This window comes from Neisseria sp. P0014.S002 (genome assembly GCF_051958295.1).
In the GTDB taxonomy this organism is placed as follows: domain Bacteria; phylum Pseudomonadota; class Gammaproteobacteria; order Burkholderiales; family Neisseriaceae; genus Neisseria; species Neisseria flavescens_B.
Genome location: NZ_JBQCVO010000015.1, coordinates 1 through 16,550, shown reverse-complemented (window position 1 = coordinate 16,550; position 16,550 = coordinate 1). Strand labels below are relative to the sequence as shown.

The 16,550-nt window shown below is 42.6% G+C and carries 31 protein-coding genes and 2 pseudogenes; 3 read left to right on the top strand and 30 right to left on the bottom strand.

The genetic code is table 11. The features are described from left to right. Positions 1–151 precede the first annotated feature (151 nt). The 3 genes and pseudogenes from ACTHSX_RS10055 to cas2 form a co-directional block, all read left to right on the top strand. Positions 152–409, top strand: a pseudogene (locus ACTHSX_RS10055) (type II CRISPR RNA-guided endonuclease Cas9); the annotation flags it as partial. A gap of 196 nt (positions 410–605) precedes the next feature. Then, positions 606–1,520, top strand: a complete 915-nt coding sequence (gene cas1 / locus ACTHSX_RS10050) for a type II CRISPR-associated endonuclease Cas1 (RefSeq protein WP_440377558.1) — start codon at positions 606–608, stop codon at positions 1,518–1,520. Further along, positions 1,513–1,837 (top strand): annotated as a pseudogene (gene cas2, locus ACTHSX_RS10045) (CRISPR-associated endonuclease Cas2). The gene cas1 and the pseudogene cas2 overlap by 8 nt, the downstream one beginning before the upstream one ends. Before the next feature lie 211 nt (positions 1,838–2,048). On the opposite strand, the gene rplQ reads toward cas2, so the two are convergent. From rplQ to ACTHSX_RS09895, 30 genes are all read right to left on the bottom strand, one after another. Then, positions 2,049–2,423 carry a 50S ribosomal protein L17 gene (gene rplQ, locus ACTHSX_RS10040; RefSeq protein WP_003684792.1) on the bottom strand — a complete coding sequence of 125 codons (375 nt, stop codon included), beginning with the start codon at positions 2,421–2,423 and terminating at the stop codon, positions 2,049–2,051. A 24-nt stretch (positions 2,424–2,447) separates the two neighbouring features. Further along, a complete protein-coding gene (locus tag ACTHSX_RS10035; protein WP_003684706.1) occupies positions 2,448–3,434 on the bottom strand; it encodes a DNA-directed RNA polymerase subunit alpha in 987 nt (328 codons plus the stop codon). A 25-nt stretch (positions 3,435–3,459) separates the two neighbouring features. Beyond that, positions 3,460–4,080 (bottom strand): 30S ribosomal protein S4, encoded by a 621-nt coding sequence (gene rpsD / locus ACTHSX_RS10030; RefSeq protein WP_003749296.1) that lies wholly within the window; start codon positions 4,078–4,080, stop codon positions 3,460–3,462. A 19-nt stretch (positions 4,081–4,099) separates the two neighbouring features. Beyond that, entirely contained in the window at positions 4,100–4,495 is a 396-nt protein-coding gene (gene rpsK, locus ACTHSX_RS10025; RefSeq protein ID WP_002216249.1) for a 30S ribosomal protein S11, read from the bottom strand. A gap of 19 nt (positions 4,496–4,514) precedes the next feature. Further along, complete coding sequence (gene rpsM / locus ACTHSX_RS10020; RefSeq protein ID WP_003749295.1) at positions 4,515–4,877, bottom strand: 30S ribosomal protein S13; 363 nt, start codon at positions 4,875–4,877, stop codon at positions 4,515–4,517. Positions 4,878–4,944: 67 nt separating this feature from the next. Next, positions 4,945–5,058, bottom strand: a complete 114-nt coding sequence (gene rpmJ, locus ACTHSX_RS10015) for a 50S ribosomal protein L36 (RefSeq protein WP_003697674.1) — start codon at positions 5,056–5,058, stop codon at positions 4,945–4,947. Positions 5,059–5,076: 18 nt separating this feature from the next. Beyond that, positions 5,077–5,295 (bottom strand): translation initiation factor IF-1, encoded by a 219-nt coding sequence (gene infA, locus ACTHSX_RS10010; RefSeq protein WP_003684714.1) that lies wholly within the window; start codon positions 5,293–5,295, stop codon positions 5,077–5,079. Positions 5,296–5,299: 4 nt separating this feature from the next. Continuing rightward, the gene (gene secY / locus ACTHSX_RS10005; RefSeq protein WP_315113755.1) at positions 5,300–6,613 is read right to left on the bottom strand and encodes a preprotein translocase subunit SecY; all 1,314 of its coding nucleotides are present in this window, start codon (positions 6,611–6,613) and stop codon (positions 5,300–5,302) included. 13 nt (positions 6,614–6,626) lie between these two features. Next, the gene (gene rplO, locus ACTHSX_RS10000) at positions 6,627–7,061 is read right to left on the bottom strand and encodes a 50S ribosomal protein L15 (RefSeq protein ID WP_070749577.1); all 435 of its coding nucleotides are present in this window, start codon (positions 7,059–7,061) and stop codon (positions 6,627–6,629) included. 1 nt (position 7,062) lies between these two features. Then, positions 7,063–7,248: a 50S ribosomal protein L30 gene (rpmD, locus tag ACTHSX_RS09995; RefSeq protein WP_283121535.1), complete on the bottom strand. Its 186-nt coding sequence runs from the start codon at positions 7,246–7,248 to the stop codon at positions 7,063–7,065. Continuing rightward, positions 7,241–7,759: a 30S ribosomal protein S5 gene (rpsE, locus tag ACTHSX_RS09990; protein WP_003684704.1), complete on the bottom strand. Its 519-nt coding sequence runs from the start codon at positions 7,757–7,759 to the stop codon at positions 7,241–7,243. The genes rpmD and rpsE overlap by 8 nt, the downstream gene beginning before the upstream one ends. 17 nt (positions 7,760–7,776) lie before the next feature. Next, on the bottom strand, positions 7,777–8,130 hold the full coding sequence (gene rplR / locus ACTHSX_RS09985; RefSeq protein WP_003749287.1) for a 50S ribosomal protein L18: 354 nt from the start codon (positions 8,128–8,130) through the stop codon (positions 7,777–7,779). A gap of 13 nt (positions 8,131–8,143) precedes the next feature. Then, a complete protein-coding gene (gene rplF / locus ACTHSX_RS09980; protein WP_039408163.1) occupies positions 8,144–8,677 on the bottom strand; it encodes a 50S ribosomal protein L6 in 534 nt (177 codons plus the stop codon). Between the two features lie 13 nt (positions 8,678–8,690). Beyond that, positions 8,691–9,083, bottom strand: a complete 393-nt coding sequence (rpsH, locus tag ACTHSX_RS09975) for a 30S ribosomal protein S8 (RefSeq protein WP_003684738.1) — start codon at positions 9,081–9,083, stop codon at positions 8,691–8,693. Between the two features lie 14 nt (positions 9,084–9,097). Beyond that, positions 9,098–9,403, bottom strand: a complete 306-nt coding sequence (gene rpsN, locus ACTHSX_RS09970; RefSeq protein WP_003684736.1) for a 30S ribosomal protein S14 — start codon at positions 9,401–9,403, stop codon at positions 9,098–9,100. Positions 9,404–9,405: 2 nt separating this feature from the next. Then, positions 9,406–9,945 carry a 50S ribosomal protein L5 gene (gene rplE / locus ACTHSX_RS09965; protein ID WP_003684750.1) on the bottom strand — a complete coding sequence of 180 codons (540 nt, stop codon included), beginning with the start codon at positions 9,943–9,945 and terminating at the stop codon, positions 9,406–9,408. 9 nt (positions 9,946–9,954) lie between these two features. Continuing rightward, positions 9,955–10,278 carry a 50S ribosomal protein L24 gene (rplX, locus tag ACTHSX_RS09960; protein WP_003684754.1) on the bottom strand — a complete coding sequence of 108 codons (324 nt, stop codon included), beginning with the start codon at positions 10,276–10,278 and terminating at the stop codon, positions 9,955–9,957. 11 nt (positions 10,279–10,289) lie between these two features. Continuing rightward, positions 10,290–10,658: a 50S ribosomal protein L14 gene (rplN, locus tag ACTHSX_RS09955; RefSeq protein WP_002215434.1), complete on the bottom strand. Its 369-nt coding sequence runs from the start codon at positions 10,656–10,658 to the stop codon at positions 10,290–10,292. Between the two features lie 227 nt (positions 10,659–10,885). Beyond that, positions 10,886–11,149, bottom strand: a complete 264-nt coding sequence (gene rpsQ / locus ACTHSX_RS09950; protein WP_003684766.1) for a 30S ribosomal protein S17 — start codon at positions 11,147–11,149, stop codon at positions 10,886–10,888. Next, on the bottom strand, positions 11,149–11,340 hold the full coding sequence (rpmC, locus tag ACTHSX_RS09945) for a 50S ribosomal protein L29 (protein ID WP_003684705.1): 192 nt from the start codon (positions 11,338–11,340) through the stop codon (positions 11,149–11,151). Before rpmC ends, rpsQ begins: the two co-directional genes overlap by 1 nt. Continuing rightward, a complete protein-coding gene (gene rplP, locus ACTHSX_RS09940) occupies positions 11,340–11,756 on the bottom strand; it encodes a 50S ribosomal protein L16 (protein ID WP_003684741.1) in 417 nt (138 codons plus the stop codon). Before rplP ends, rpmC begins: the two co-directional genes overlap by 1 nt. Then, positions 11,740–12,432 (bottom strand): 30S ribosomal protein S3, encoded by a 693-nt coding sequence (gene rpsC, locus ACTHSX_RS09935; protein WP_003684753.1) that lies wholly within the window; start codon positions 12,430–12,432, stop codon positions 11,740–11,742. The genes rplP and rpsC overlap by 17 nt, the downstream gene beginning before the upstream one ends. A gap of 9 nt (positions 12,433–12,441) precedes the next feature. Next, positions 12,442–12,771, bottom strand: a complete 330-nt coding sequence (gene rplV / locus ACTHSX_RS09930) for a 50S ribosomal protein L22 (RefSeq protein ID WP_003749277.1) — start codon at positions 12,769–12,771, stop codon at positions 12,442–12,444. Positions 12,772–12,779: 8 nt separating this feature from the next. Next, complete coding sequence (gene rpsS, locus ACTHSX_RS09925) at positions 12,780–13,058, bottom strand: 30S ribosomal protein S19 (RefSeq protein ID WP_002215422.1); 279 nt, start codon at positions 13,056–13,058, stop codon at positions 12,780–12,782. 5 nt (positions 13,059–13,063) lie between these two features. Continuing rightward, positions 13,064–13,897: a 50S ribosomal protein L2 gene (rplB, locus tag ACTHSX_RS09920; RefSeq protein WP_003684813.1), complete on the bottom strand. Its 834-nt coding sequence runs from the start codon at positions 13,895–13,897 to the stop codon at positions 13,064–13,066. 5 nt (positions 13,898–13,902) lie between these two features. Further along, a complete protein-coding gene (gene rplW / locus ACTHSX_RS09915) occupies positions 13,903–14,217 on the bottom strand; it encodes a 50S ribosomal protein L23 (protein ID WP_197459389.1) in 315 nt (104 codons plus the stop codon). After that, positions 14,214–14,834, bottom strand: a complete 621-nt coding sequence (rplD, locus tag ACTHSX_RS09910; protein WP_440377557.1) for a 50S ribosomal protein L4 — start codon at positions 14,832–14,834, stop codon at positions 14,214–14,216. The genes rplW and rplD overlap by 4 nt, the downstream gene beginning before the upstream one ends. Further along, positions 14,834–15,478 (bottom strand): 50S ribosomal protein L3, encoded by a 645-nt coding sequence (rplC, locus tag ACTHSX_RS09905; RefSeq protein WP_004464584.1) that lies wholly within the window; start codon positions 15,476–15,478, stop codon positions 14,834–14,836. Before rplC ends, rplD begins: the two co-directional genes overlap by 1 nt. 251 nt (positions 15,479–15,729) lie before the next feature. Further along, a complete protein-coding gene (gene rpsJ / locus ACTHSX_RS09900; RefSeq protein WP_002642322.1) occupies positions 15,730–16,041 on the bottom strand; it encodes a 30S ribosomal protein S10 in 312 nt (103 codons plus the stop codon). 17 nt (positions 16,042–16,058) lie between these two features. After that, positions 16,059–16,550: EF-Tu/IF-2/RF-3 family GTPase (locus ACTHSX_RS09895; protein ID WP_440377556.1), on the bottom strand; the 492-nt coding region annotated here is incomplete at its 5' end.

Genomic DNA, 16,550 nt, shown 5'->3' with positions numbered 1-16,550 from the left:
ACAAAAACAGCCGAAAATCTTTATTTAGGTTTCGGCTGTTGGGGAAAAGGAATTTTGCAAAGGTCTCGGCCTTTTTAATCCCTGCCATTGAGACAAAACGATGCCCCTTAAAGCAGAAGCCTTAAGGGGCAGAGCGTTGCGGCACATCTTTTCAGACGGCCTTAAAGAAGGTATTTAAACCCTGCTGATGACGCAACGCCCCGCCCTGTCCGGCGATGCTGTTCAAAAAATGTTGGGACATTGCACCTTCGAACCGACAGAGCCGAAAGCCGCTAAAAACACCTACACAGCCGAACGTTTCGTCTGGCTAACCAAACTGAACAACCTGCGTATTTTAGAGCAAGGCAGCGAACGGCCATTGACCGATATCGAACGCGCCACGCTTATGGACGAGCCATACAGAAATAACTGTTGGTAAAAAAGGGGTTATTGAAGGCATCGGCGTCAAAACCGCCCTTTCATTCTAAAAATACCAAATCGACGAACTGGGTAAAGAAATCAGACCATGCCGTCTGAAAAAACGCCCGCCTGTCCGTTAAATTAATCTATCCCTGTTTCAGACGGCCTGAAGCAGGGATTTTTTATATAAAAATAAGGGGAAAAACATGACTTGGCGCAGCCTGCTTATTCAAAACGGCGGCAAACTATCCTTGCAACGCCAGCAACTGCTGATTCAACAAAACGGCGAGTCCCATACCGTACCATTAGAAGACATCGCTGTTATTATCATCGAAAACCGCGAAACCCTGATTACTGCCCCGCTCCTATCAGCCTTAGCCGAATATGGCGCAACCTTACTGACATGTGACGAACAGTTCCTGCCCTGCGGACAATGGCTGCCTTATGCCCAATATCACCGCCAACTTAAAATCCTCAAGCTGCAGCTGAATATAAGCGAACCCTTAAAAAAGCAACTCTGGCAACATATCATCCGCCAAAAAATCCTAAATCAAGCATTTGTCGCAGACGAAACAGGCAATGATCTTGCAGCCAAACGGCTGCGCTCTTTGGCAGTTGAAGTCCGTTCAGGCGATACAGGAAACCGTGAAGCCCAAGCTGCCGCCCTCTACTTCCAAGCCCTCTTTGGAGAAAAATTTACCCGTAATGACAACAATGCCGTCAATGCCGCATTGAACTATACCTACGCCGTACTCCGTGCCGCAGTCGCACGCGCCCTGACCTTATATGGCTGGTTGCCTGCATTAGGCTTGTTTCATAGAAGCGAACTAAATCCATTCAACCTCGCTGATGACTTTATCGAACCCTTACGCCCATTGGCCGACCTGGTCGTTATACATTTGCATGAACAAGGCCGTCTGAAAACTGATCTGACCCCCAACATCAAACAAAACCTTATCAAGACCCTTCACTGTCAAATCTGCATCGAACGGCAACATTTCAGCACCTTGGCTGCCATCGACAAAATGATTTCTTCATTTCAAGCCAGCGTAACCGATAAAAACGCCAAACAGCTGAAACTGCCTGAAATCTTGCCATTGAAAGAATACCAATATGAGTGAGGCCAAATTTATGAGGATTATTGTCTTCTTCGACCTACCGGTTACCACAGCGGCAAAGCGCAAAGCCGCCAATCAATTCCGCCAGTTTCTATTAAAGATGGATACCAAATGCTCCAGCTTTCCGTATACAGCCGTATTGTCAAAGGTCGAGATTCGTTGCAAAAACACCACAATAGGCTATGTGCAAACCTACCGTAAGAAGGGTCAATCCGCTGTTTGGAAGTAACGAAAAGCAATATACCACCATGAAACTGCTGTTGGGAGAGCTGAAAACCCAAGAAAAAAGGGTAAATTCCGACCAACTATTATTATTTTAAGTCCTATTTTTCAGACCAAATAAAATGGGAAACCCTTATAGAATAAGGGTTTCCCATTAAGGTATTGTAGCACTACGAAATGAGAAAGGGAGCTACAACTAAATGTATTATGCCGTTGTTCCAGTTTAAATTGTAGCACTGCGAAATGAGAAAGGATCCATCCAAATAAAAAAGCACCACCTAAACAGGTAGTGCTTTCATATTAATGTGCTTATTCAGCAGAATCAGCTGCTTTATCAACCAATTCAACCAATGCCAAAGGAGCATTGTCGCCTTTACGGAAACCGTATTTCAGTACACGAACATAGCCGCCGTTACGAGCAGCAAAGCGTGGACCCAATTCGTCAAACAATTTAACTACAACATCACGATCGCGAGTGCGGTCAAAAGCCAAACGACGGTTTGCCAAAGAAGGTTTTTTACCCAAGGTAATCAAGGGCTCAACTACGCGACGCAATTCTTTTGCTTTAGGCAAAGTTGTCACGATGGTTTCGTGAGTCAACAAGGAATTCGCCATATTGCGCAGCATCGCAGCACGGTGGCTGCTAGTACGGTTTAATTTGCGGTTGCCATTACGATGACGCATGTCATTATCCTTTAATCTTCAAACTTACGGCTTTTCTAAGCCTACAGGCGGCCAAGCTTCTAATTTGGAACCTAATGTCAGACCTTTGGAGGCCAACACTTCTTTGATCTCATTCAAAGATTTACGACCCAAATTAGGGGTCTTGAGAAGCTCGGTTTCAGTACGTTGAATCAAATCGCCAATATAGTAAATATCTTCAGCTTTCAGACAATTAGCTGAACGTACGGTTAATTCCAAATCATCTACAGGACGCAGCAAGATAGGATCGATAGGAGGTGCTTTTTCTTCAACCTCTTCAACCGGAGTACCTTGCAGATCTGCAAAAATAGACATTTGGTCAATTAAGATACGTGCGGCACTGCGTACAGCTTCTTCTGGATCAATAGAACCATTGGTTTCAATATCCAAAACCAATTTATCCAAATCCGTGCGTTGCTCTACGCGTGCAGGTTCAACTTCAAAGCTAACACGACTGATGGGCGAAAAGCTCGCATCCAACTGAATCGCACCAATTTGTTTGTTCTCATCACGCAATACGCGACGACCTGAAACAGATTGATAACCACGACCTTGCTCTACTTTAATTTCCATGTCGATTTGGCCATTGTCAGCCAAGTGGCAAATAACATGTTCAGGATTAATGATTTCCACATCGTGTGGCAAATCAATATCACCGGCTACAACAGCACCGGCACCTGTTTTTTTCAAAGTCAACTGAACTTGGTTACGACCGTGAAGCTTGAATACGATACCTTTAATGTTCAAGAGAACGTCGACAACATCCTCTTGAACACCATCAATAGTAGAGTATTCGTGCAATACACCGGAAATAACTACTTCAGTTGGGGCAAAGCCATTCATGGATGACAGTAAGATACGACGCAAAGCATTACCTAAAGTATGACCAAAACCACGTTCAAATGGCTGCATAGACACCTTGGCCCGAGTGGAAGACAAAGTATCTACATCGATTTGACGAGGTTTCAAAAATTCGGTTGTGCTATTTTGCATTTAACTGTCCCTCATTGAGCTAGCATTATTTAGAGTAGAACTCTACCACCAGCTGTTCATTAATATCGCCAGACAATTCTGAGCGATCCGGCATATTTTTGAATACGCCTTCCAATTTGTCGGCATCAACAGATACCCAGCTTGGCAAGCCAATTTGAGTAGCCAGGCTCAATGCTTCTTGGATACGTACTTGTTTCTTAGCTTTTTCACGAACAGCTACAACATCACCTGCTTTAACTTGGAAAGAAGGGATATTAACAACTTGACCGTTTACGACGATAGCTTTGTGAGAAACCAATTGACGTGCTTCGGCGCGAGTAGAGCCAAAACCCATACGGTAAACGACATTGTCCAAACGAGACTCCAGCAATTGCAACAGCAATTCACCGGTAGAGCCTTTACGACGATCTGCTTCCGCGAAGTAACGACGGAATTGACGCTCTAATACGCCATAAATACGACGGATTTTTTGTTTTTCACGCAATTGCAAACCGTAGTCTGACAAACGTGGTTTTTTTGCACCGTGTTGACCAGGTGCAGAATCCATTTTACATTTGGAATCCAAAGAGCGACGTGCACTCTTCAAAAACAGATCCGTACCTTCGCGACGTGCTAATTTACATTTAGGGCCAATATAACGTGCCATGTTTTAAATCACTCCAATATTAAATACGACGTTTTTTAGGCGGACGGCAACCGTTATGAGGCAACGGGGTAACGTCAGTAATGCTGGTAATCTTGAAACCAAGAGCGTTTAAAGCACGTACAGAAGATTCGCGACCAGGGCCAGGGCCTTTAATGCGGACTTCTAAATTTTTAACGCCATACTCTTGGGCAACTTTACCAGCTGCTTCTGCTGCAACTTGTGCTGCAAATGGTGTACTTTTACGAGAACCTTTAAAACCAGCGCCGCCAGAGGTAGCCCAAGACAATGCATTGCCTTGACGGTCAGTGATTGTAATGATGGTATTGTTGAAAGATGCATGAACGTGCACAATACCTTCGCTTACGGTTTTACGTACTTTTTTACGTACACGCGAAGCTGTGTTTGCTTTAGCCATTAATCAAATTCCTTAAAATTTATTTCTTACCGGCAATCGCTTTGCGCGGACCTTTACGGGTACGAGCATTTGTGCGAGTGCGTTGACCACGACAAGGCAAGCCACGACGATGACGGAAGCCGCGATAGCAACCCATATCCATCAGTCGTTTAATGCTCATCGTTACTTCACGACGCAAATCGCCTTCAACTTCATATTTAGCAACTTGCTCACGCAAAGCGTCTAATTGAGCCTCGTCCAAATCTTTTGCTTTAGTAGTAGGAGCAATATTTGCTGCCTCACAAATCAATTTAGCACGAGTCGCACCAATACCATAAATAGCCTGAAGGCCAATTACGATATGGGCATTATTAGGGATATTTACCCCTGCAATACGAGCCATATTTTTTCCTTTTTAGGGCAAAGTATGTCACTATACCACAAAATCAATAGTTAAGAAAACTAGCTTCTTAACCTTGACGTTGTTTGTGACGTGGGTCAGTACAAATTACGCGAACTACACGATTACGACGAATAATCTTGCAATTGCGACAAATTTTCTTTACAGAAGGTTGTACACGCATTTTATTTCCTTTTATCGTTTATCTTGCTCGGAAAACAATCCGAGCACGGGTTAAATCATAAGGAGTTAATTCAACTGTTACCTTATCACCTGGAGAAATACGGATATAGTGCATCCGCATTTTGCCAGATATATGACCAAGTACTACATGATCATTTTCCAGTTTTACTTTAAATGTTGCATTGGGCAGAGTCTCAAGGATTTCGCCCTGCATCTGTATGGTATCTTCTTTAGCCATAAGCCTACTTACGTGACAAAGATTTCATATCTGGACGACTCATCAAGTCTTCATACTGACTACTCATTCGATATGAATTGATTTGTGTCCTAAAATCCATTGTAACGACAACCAAAATAAGCAAAGATGTTCCACCTAAATAAAAAGGAACCTTCAATGCTGTCGTTAAAAATTCAGGTATCAGACAGATTATAGTGATATACAAAGCACCAAATAATGTCAGTCTCAGTACAACTTTTTCCAAATATCTAGAGGTTTGCTCACCTGGGCGAATACCCGGCACAAATGCACCACTCTTCTTCAAATTTTCAGCCATCTCTTTAGGACTAAACACCAAAGCAGTATAGAAATAACAGAAAAAGATGATCGTTGTGGCAAATAATACAATATACAAAGGCTGTCCGTGTTGCAGCATTGCAGCAACCTTATGAAGAACAGAATTCGTACTGTTTGAACCAAACCAACCTAAAAGTGTAGATGGAAATAAAATGATACTGGAAGCAAAAATAGGAGGAATAACACCCGCCATATTTAGCTTGAACGGCATATGAATGCTTTGTCCCGGCATCATCCCAGAGCCAAACTGTCTTTTAGCATAATGCACAGGAACTTTACGCTGAGCACTCTCAAAATAAACTACAACATAGATCAACAGCAAAATACCAATCACAATTGATACTGCCATCAACATACTCATGGAACCTTGTTCAGTCAAAGTTAACAACCGAACAATACCGGATGGGATACCCGATACAATGCCTGCTGTAATGATTAAAGAAATACCATTACCAATACCACGCTCGGTAATTTGCTCCCCTAACCACATCAGAAACATAGTACCTGTAACCAAACAGACTACTGTAGAAATATGAAACTCAAGCGAACTCGTTACAACAACACCTTGTTGATAAACAAATGTTGCAACACCAAAGCTTTGCAATACAGCCAATAATACCGTCCCATACCTAGTATATTTCGTAATTATTTTCCTACCAGCCTCACCTTCCTTCTTTAAAGCTTTTAAAGAAGGAACAATTTCAGAAGCGAGCTGAACAATAATCGATGCCGAAATATAAGGCATGATACCAATTGCAAATATACTAAAGCGCTCCAACGAACCACCCGAGAACATATTTAACATTCCGAATATGCCGTTTGCAGCGCCTTCGTATAACTTAGCTAATGCAACAGCATCTACGCCCGGTACCGGTATATGAGCACCAATACGGAAAACGACTAAAGCACCTAAAAGGAACACCAGACGTTTTTTCAGATCACCAAATTTGGATAATCCTGATAAAGATTGTTGATTAGCCACTGTAGTGCAAGCCTTATTCTTCTACTTTACCACCGGCAGCTTCAATAGCAGCTTTAGCACCTTTAGTAGCTTTTACACCTTTCAAGGTAACTGCTTTTGAGATTTCACCAGAAGCAATAACTTTTACATTAGAAGCAGTTGCAGGAATCAGACCAGCTTGTTTAAGAACTAAGACATCAATCTCGTTCACAGCAATCAGATTTAATTCACTCAAACGAACTTCAGCATTAGCGGCAGCAGTCAAAGATTTGAAACCACGTTTCGGCAGACGGCGTTGCAAAGGCATTTGACCACCTTCAAAACCTACCTTGTGGAAGCCACCAGAACGGCTTTTTTGACCTTTATGACCACGACCACCTGTCTTACCCAAGCCGCTACCAATACCACGGCCTACACGACGGCTAGTGTGAGTAGCACCCTCAGCAGGTTGAATAGTATTCAAAAACATATTAAGACTCCACTTTCAACAAGTAGCTGATTTTATTGATCATGCCACGGTTTTCAGGGGTATCCAAAACCTCTACAGTATGTTCACGGCGGCGCAAACCTAAACCACGAACACATGCACGATGAGATTCAATTGTACCGATCAGGCTCTTAACCAATGTAACTTTAATCTTTTTTTGCTCAGTCATGGTTAGCTCCCAAAATATCTTCTACTGTCAAGCCACGTTTAGCAGCAATATCAGCAGGGGTATAAAGTTTAGACAAACCGTCTAATGTAGCGCGTACAATATTGTAAGGATTAGTAGAACCATGCACTTTAGCTGAAATGTTATGGATACCCATAGCATCAAATACTAAACGCATTGGACCACCAGCTTTTACACCGCTACCTTCTTTAGCAGGTTGCATAAATACTTTAGTAGCACCATGACGACCAATAACCTCATGATGAATAGTACCATTTTTCAAAGGTACTTTAATCATAGAGCGTCGAGCTTGATCCATTGCTTTTTGAACAGCAACTGGCACTTCTTTTGATTTACCTTTGCCCATACCGATGCGACCATCACCATCACCAACAACAGTCAGTGCAGAGAAAGCCATGATACGGCCACCTTTAACTACTTTAGTCACGCGATTAACTGCGACCATCTTTTCAATCAGGCCGTCACCGCGTTCTTCAATTTCATGTTTTGCCATCTGAAAGTCTCCAAATATTAGAAGCTTAAACCATTTTCACGTGCAGCTTCAGCCAAAGCTTTCACACGACCGTGATATTGGAAACCTGAACGGTCAAAAGCAACTTTTTCAACACCTACTGCTTTAGCTTTTTCAGCAATACGCTTACCAACTACAGCTGCTGCTTCAACGTTGCTACCTGATTTCAGGCTACTACGTACTTCAGCTTCCAATGTAGAGGCTTGAGCCAATACTTTATCACCTTCAGCACTAATTACTTGAGCATAAATATGATTATTGCTGCGGAACACACATAATCTTACCATTTTCAAGTCCGCAATACGCGCACGGGTTTTGCGTGCACGACGGAGTCGGGTTGTATGTTTATCCATTAGTGAACCTCAATTATTTTTTCTTGGCTTCTTTCATCACTACTACTTCACCTACATAACGAACACCTTTACCTTTATAAGGCTCAGGAGAACGGAATGCACGGATTTCAGCAGCGACTTGGCCAACCACTTGTTTATCTGCACCAGTCAAAACGATTTCTGTTTGGCTAGGAGTTTGAACAGAAACGCCTTCAGGCATTTCGTATACGATTGGATGAGAGAAACCCAGAGACAAGTTCAAAACTTTGCCTTGAGCTTGGGCACGATAACCCACACCAATCAATTGAAGTTTTTTCTCAAAACCTTCAGAAACACCCTTAACCATGTTATTAACCAATGCACGAGCAGTACCAGACATAGCATTAGCCTGTTTACTGTCATTTTTTGCAGCAAAAGTCAATTTACCATCGTTCAGTTCAATAGCAACATCGGAATGCAAAGGAAAAGACAATTCGCCGTTTTTACCTTTGATAACCAATGCTTCTGTTCCGAATTTTACTTCTACACCAGCAGGAACAGTCACTGGGTTTTTTGCGACGCGTGACATTTACTTTTCTCCACTAGGCTACGATGCACAACAACTCACCACCAACACCCTCAGAACGGGCTTTGCGATCAGTCATTACACCTTTAGAAGTACTAACAATAGCGACACCCAAACCATTCATTACGCTAGGGATCTCACTTGATGCTTTGTAAATACGCAAACCTGGACGTGAAACACGTTTAATTTGCTCAATCACAGGACGACCTGCATAGTATTTCAATTGAATTTCCAATACCGGTTTTGCATCAGCAGAAACCGCAAAATCCTCGATATAACCTTCTTCTTTCAGAACTTTTGCAATTGCACATTTCAGTTTAGAGGAAGGCATGGCAACTGCTGCTTTATTAGCACGTTGCGCATTGCGAATACGAGTCAACATATCGGAAATAGGATCATGCATACTCATTATTTATACTCCTATTACCAGCTAGCTTTAACAACACCAGGGATCTCGCCACGCATAGCGATTTCACGGATTTTAATACGGCCCAAACCAAATTTACGGAAAGTGCCACGAGGACGACCTGTTAAAGCACAACGACGACGTTGACGTACAGGTGCTGCATTACGAGGAATGGATTGAAATTTCAAACGTGCTTCAAAACGTTCTTCTTCAGTCGCATTAGCATCATTAATAACAGCGAAAATTGCCTCACGTTTAGCTGCAAACTTTTTCGCCAATGCTTGACGTTTCAGCTCACGATTAATAAGTGCTTTCTTAGCCATGATTATCCTTTAAACGGAAACTTGAACAGTGACAACAAAGCTTTCGCTTCTTCATCAGTTTTTGCAGTAGTTGTAATAGTAATATTCAAACCACGCAAAGCATCGATTTTATCGTATTCAATTTCCGGGAAAATAATTTGCTCACGAACGCCCATATTGTAATTGCCACGACCATCAAATGATTTACCGCTTACACCACGGAAGTCACGTACGCGAGGCAACGCAATAGTAATCAAACGATCCAAGAATTCAAACATTTGATCACGACGCAATGTTACTTTGCAACCAACTGGATAGTTATCACGGATTTTAAAACCTGCGATAGATTTACGAGCAACAGTAACAACTGGTTTTTGACCAGCAATTTTCTCTAAATCAGAAACAGCATGCTCCATAACTTTTTTATCAGCAACAGCTTCACCCACACCCATATTCAAGGTGATTTTTTCAATACGTGGAACTTCCATTACTGATTTGTAACCAAATTGTTTAACCAATTCAGGAACAACTGTATCTTTATAAAACTCTCTCAAACGAGCCATGTTATCTCCTTATGCTCCAATGATAGAGCCATTTGATTTGAAGAAACGAACGCGTTTAACTTTGCCTTCATTTTCAATCAGCTTAATACCAACACGGTCTGCTTTATTAGTTTCCGGATTCAGGATTGCAATATTAGAAATATCCAAAGGCATTTCTTTAGTAATAATACCACCCTCAATACCACGCATTGGATTAGGTTTTTGATGGCGTTTCACAACATTAACACCCTCAACAACAACTTTATCACCCAACACTCGAACTACTTGACCTTGCTTACCTTTATCTTTACCGGTAATCACTACAACCTGATCGCCTTTAATGATCTTATTCATCGCGCTATTCCTTATAATACTTCAGGCGCCAATGAAACGATTTTCATAAATCGCTCAGTACGCAATTCACGGGTTACCGGACCAAAAATACGGGTACCCAGAGGTTCAAGTTTATTATTCAACAACACAGCAGCATTGTTATCGAATTTAATTAACGCACCATCAGGACGACGTACACCCTTAGCAGTACGAACAACTACCGCATTGTATACATCACCTTTTTTGACACGACCACGTGGGGCTGCATCTTTAACTGCAACTTTAATAATGTCGCCAACAGAAGCGTAGCGACGCTTAGATCCGCCCAATACTTTGATGCACATTACGCGACGCGCACCAGAGTTATCAGCCACATCTAAGATGGTCTGCATTTGAATCATATTAGTACCTTTAAATTAACCAACTTAATTTACCACTTTCATATAACTCGCACCTTACTTTAAGCTGCTTATTAAATGAAACCATCACGGTTCTAGTAAACCAGTCTTGGATCCCGAAGGGAGAGAAACTTCCATAAGAAGTTGGAAGATAAGAAACGAAGTTTACACGCAAATTAACTTTGCTGCAAGACTTCGTTTCTTATTAAGCTACATTACTTTGTTTTAAATCAAACAGTACGCGCTTTCTCAACCAATTCTTTTACAACCCAAGACTTGGTTTTTGACAAAGGACGAGATTCCTCGATTACCACTACATCACCAATACCATATTGATTGTTTTCATCATGAGCATGGATTTTAGTTGATAAACGAATAATTTTACCGTACAGAGGATGTTTAACTTTACGTTCAACCAATACGGTAACAGTTTTGTCCATTTTGTCGCTTACCACTTTGCCTTGCAAAGTACGAACATTTTTAGCTTCGCTCATTACTTAGCACCTTTTTCAGTTAAAATGGTTTTAATACGAGCAATATCGCGACGTACACGTTTCAACTCGCTAGATTTACCCAACTGACCGGTTGCATTTTGCATGCGTAAGCCAAACTGAGCTTTCAACAAGTCCAACAAATCAGAGTTTAATTGCTCAATAGATTTGTCTTTCAATTCATTTGCTTTCATTATTGACCCACCTGTCTTACTACAAAGGTTGTAGGAATAGGCAATTTGGCAGCGGCCAATTCAAATGCTTCACGAGCCAAAGACTCAGGAACACCGTCCATTTCGTACAATACTTTGCCTGGTTTAACTTCAGCAATGTAATATTCCACATTACCTTTACCGCCACCCATACGAACTTGGATAGGTTTCTCAGTAATTGGTTTATCAGGGAATACACGAATCCAAATACGACCGCCACGTTTAATATGACGAGTCATAGTACGACGAGCAGCTTCGATTTGGCGGGCAGTCAAACGACCACGGCCTACGGCTTTCAAACCGAACTCACCGAAACTTACTTTGTTACCGCGAGTAGCAATACCGGTGTTACGGCCTTTTTGTTGCTTGCGATATTTCAGTCTAGTTGGCTGCAGCATTACGTCCACCTGCCTTTCTTTGTTTCTTCTCATGTTCAGGTTTAGAAGATTTAATATTACCTTCTGTATAAACCCAAACTTTCAGACCCAGTACACCATAAGTAGTGTGTGCTTCGCTAGTTGCATAATCTACGTTTGCACGCAAAGTATGCAAAGGTACACGACCTTCACGGTACCATTCGCTACGAGCGATATCAGCACCATTCAGACGGCCTGAAGTCATGATCTTGATGCCTTTAGCACCAGAACGCATTGCATTTTGCATTGCACGTTTCATAGCACGACGGAATTGAACACGTTTTTCAAGCTGCTGGGCAATACCATCAGCAATGATTTGCGCATCCAATTCAGGACGACGAATCTCTTCAATATTTACATGAACTGGCACACCCATCAGAGCTTGCAAGTCACGTTTCAAGATTTCGATATCCTCACCTTTTTTACCAATAACCACACCTGGACGAGCAGAGTGAATGGTAATACGTGCAGATTTAGCAGGACGCTCGATCACTACGCGACCAACTGAAGCATTGGCCAGTTTTTTACGCAAGTAGTTACGAACATCAATATCTTGTTTCAAAACAGTAGAAAAGTCGGTGCTTTTAGCAAACCATTTTGAAGCCCAGTCTTTAGTTACCGCCAGGCGAAAGCCTGTAGGGTTAATCTTTTGTCCCATAGCTTTTCCTTAGTTGCCCACTGTCACGTTAATATGACAAGTTTGTTTCTCGATGCGGTTACCGCGACCTTTGGCACGAGCTTGGAAACGTTTCAAGCTTGGGCCTTTGTCAACAAAGATAGTTACCACTTTCAGTTCGTCAATATCAGCACCATTGTTGTGCTCGGCATTGGCGATTGCTGATTCCAACACTTTTTTAATCAGCTCAGCACCTTTTTTAGGGCTGAATGCCAAGATATTCAAAGCTTGGGCAACGTCTTTACCACGAATCAAATCAGCTACCAAACGAGCTTTTTGAGCTGAAATACGGGCGTTTTTATGTTGTGCACTTACTCTCATGATTCACCTTATTTCTTTTTAGCCTTTTTATCAGCCAAGTGGCCTTTAAAGGTACGGGTCAATGAGAACTCACCTAATTTATGACCAACCATATTGTCGCTGATGAATACAGGCACGTGAGTGCGACCGTTGTGAACAGCGATAGTCAGACCGATGAAATCAGGCAAAATGGTAGAACGACGTGACCAAGTTTTAATTGGGCGTTTGTCGTTGCTTGCACGAGCAGCATCTACTTTTTTCAGCAAATGCAGGTCTACATATGGGCCTTTTTTTAATGAACGAGCCATACTAATTAACCTTTATTTGAGTAACGACGACGAACAATCATGTTATCCGTGCGTTTATTATTACGAGTGCGGTAGCCCTTAGCAGGAGTACCCCATGGGCTAACCGGTTCGCGAGCCTCACCAGTACGGCCTTCACCACCACCATGTGGGTGATCAACAGGGTTCATTACAACACCACGAACGGTCGGACGAATACCACGCCAGCGGTTAGCACCAGCTTTACCGATTTTTTTCAGGCTTTGTTCTTCGTTACCAACTTCACCGATAGTTGCACGGCAATTTACGCTAATTTTGCGCACTTCACCAGAACGCAAACGAACTTGTGCGTAAGCACCTTCTTTTGCAAGCAATACCGCAGAAGCACCAGCAGAACGTGCAATTTGCGCACCTTTACCTGGTTTCATTTCGATACAGTGAATAGTTGTACCAACAGGAATATTGCGGATCGGCAGAGTGTTACCTACTTTGATAGCAGCTTCAGCGCCGGAAACCAATACTGCACCGGCTTGAATACCACGAGGAGCAATGATGTAGCGACGCTCACCATCTGCATAGCACAACAGTGCAATAAATGCAGTACGGTTAGGGTCATATTCGATACGCTCTACTTTTGCAGGGATACCGTCTTTGTTACGTTTAAAATCTACGACGCGGTAATGATGTTTATGGCCACCACCTTTATGACGGGTAGTGATATGACCATTGTTGTTACGACCGGCAGTAGAATTTTTCTTTTCCAGCAGAGGTGCATAAGGTGCACCTTTGTGTAAACCTTCTGTTACCACGCGAACCATGCCGCGACGGCCTGCAGAGGTCGGCTTCATTTTAACGATTGCCATTTTGTTTATTCCTTATCTGCAGCTGCAGCAGCGGCTTCCAAATCCAACTCTTGACCGGCAGCCAGGCTTACATAAGCCTTTTTAATATCGCTGCGACGACCTAAAGTGCGACCAAAACGTTTAACTTTACCTTTAATGGTAACAGTAGTAACGTCTGCAACTTGGACGCCGAACAGCAGCTCAACAGCCGCTTTAATTTCAGGTTTAGTTGCATTTGCCAAAACTTTAAACGTCATTTGGTTACGTTTTTCAGCCAATACGTTGCTTTTTTCAGAAACGATAGGTGCCAAGATTACTTGAGTCAAACGTTGTTGATTCATACCCATTGCTCCTCTAATTGTGCAACTGCATCTTTAGTGATAACGACTTTTTTGTAACGCAGCAAGCTGTAAGGATCAACTTGTTGAGCTTCCAAAACCAATACGTTAGGCAAGTTGCGTGAAGCCAAGTAAACATTCTCGTCGAGCTGTTTAGTTACAAACAGAACTTGTTCCAAACCCAAATTTTTCACTTGTTCGGCAAAAACTTTGGTTTTAGGAGTTTCAACAGTCAATGCTTCAATTGCAAACAAACGTTCATCACGAGCCAATTGGGATAAAATAGTCGCCATACCAGCACGATACATTTTACGGTTCACTTTTTGAGTGAAGTTTTCGTCAGGTTTGTTTGGGAATGCACGACCACCTTTACGCCACAGCGGAGAAGAAGTCATACCGGAACGAGCACGACCGGTACCTTTTTGGCGCCATGGTTTTTTAGTAGAGTGGTTTACTTCGGCACGAGTTTTTTGAGCACGATTACCAGAACGGGCATTTGCCAAGTAGGCAGTAACCAGTTGGTGAACCAGAGCTTCATTGTATTCGCGAGCAAACAAAGCATCAGAAACAGCCAAGCTGCCAGATACTTGTCCTTTAGCGTCAATTACTTTCAATTCCATTACGCACCTACTTTCACGCTAGGACGAACCACGACGTCGCTGTTAACCGAACCCGGAACAGCACCTTTAACCAACAAGAGTTGGCGTTCAGCATCAACACGTACAACTTCCAATTTTTGAACAGTTGCTTTAGTGTTACCGTATTGACCTGCCATGCGTTTACCAGGGAACACGCGACCAGGGTCTTGTGCCATACCGATAGAACCAGGAACACGGTGAGAACGGGAGTTACCGTGGGAAGTACGTTGAGCACCGAAATTATGACGTTTGATCGTGCCAGAGAAACCTTTACCTTTAGAGGTGCCGGTTACATCTACCAATTGACCAACTTCAAACATAGAAACGGTAATTTCATCACCGGCTTTCAATTCAGCCAGTTTTTCTTCAGTCAAAGCAAATTCAACCAAACCGCGACCGGCTTCAACACCTGCTTTAGCAAAGTGACCAGCTTCAGTTTTGTTGACACGATTAGCTTTTTTCTGACCAAAGGTAACTTGTACAGCAGTGTAGCCGTCAGTATCTTTGGATTTCACTTGTGTAACGCGGTTGGCAGACATATCCAAAACAGTTACCGGAACAGAAACACCTTGTTCGTCGAACACGCGAGTCATACCAACTTTGCGTCCAACCAGACCTAAAGTCATGATTATTTTCCTTTTAAGTAAAGGGGCGGGCTACGATTGGCCTGCCTTTCAGACAAAGTTAAACTTGATACGGATGTACCAAGTCCGCCATTATAATTGACAAATCAAAGAAATATCAACAAAAATTTCAATTTAACTTCTTAAACCCATCATTTTTTTCGGATGTAGTGTTGCCAAATATCTGAAAATTTTCAGACGGCCTAAGAATTCTATAAAAAACCGAACAGCTTGGCTGTTCGGTTTTTCAGTTCTTATTGAACTTTAATTTCTACATCTACACCTGCTGGAAGATCCAGTTTCATCAGTGCATCAGTAGTTTTGTCAGTCCAATCCACAATGTCCATCAGACGCAAGTGGGTACGGATTTCCAATTGTTCACGAGAAGTTTTGTTCACGTGAGGAGAACGCAAGATATTGAAACGTTCAATTTTAGTTGGCAAAGGAATCGGACCTTTAACAACAGCGCCAGTACGTTTGGCAGTTTCAACGATTTCTTGCGCAGAACGGTCAATCAGACTGTAATCATAAGCTTTCAGGCGGATACGGATTTTTTGGTTTGCCATTTATCAATATCCCTCAATTAAGCGATTACAGAAGAAACCACACCCGCACCTACGGTACGACCACCTTCGCGAATCGCAAAGCGCAGACCTTCTTCCATAGCGATAGGCGCAATCAGTTCTACAGTAATGGTTACGTTCTCACCTGGCATTACCATTTCTACGCCTTCTTCCAAAGTAACTGCACCAGTTACGTCAGTAGTACGGAAGTAGAATTGTGGACGGTAGTTAGCGAAGAATGGAGTGTGACGACCACCCTCTTCTTTGCTCAGCACGTATACTTCTGCTTTGAATTTGGTGTGAGGAGTGATAGTACCTGGTTTAGCCAATACTTGACCACGCTCTACGTCTTCACGTTTGGTACCACGCAGCAATACGCCTACGTTGTCACCTGCTTGACCTTCGTCCAGCAGTTTGCGGAACATTTCAACGCCAGTACAAGTGGTTTTTTGGGTTTCTTTCAGACCTACGATTTCGATCTCGTCACCAACGTGGATGATACCGCGCTCTAC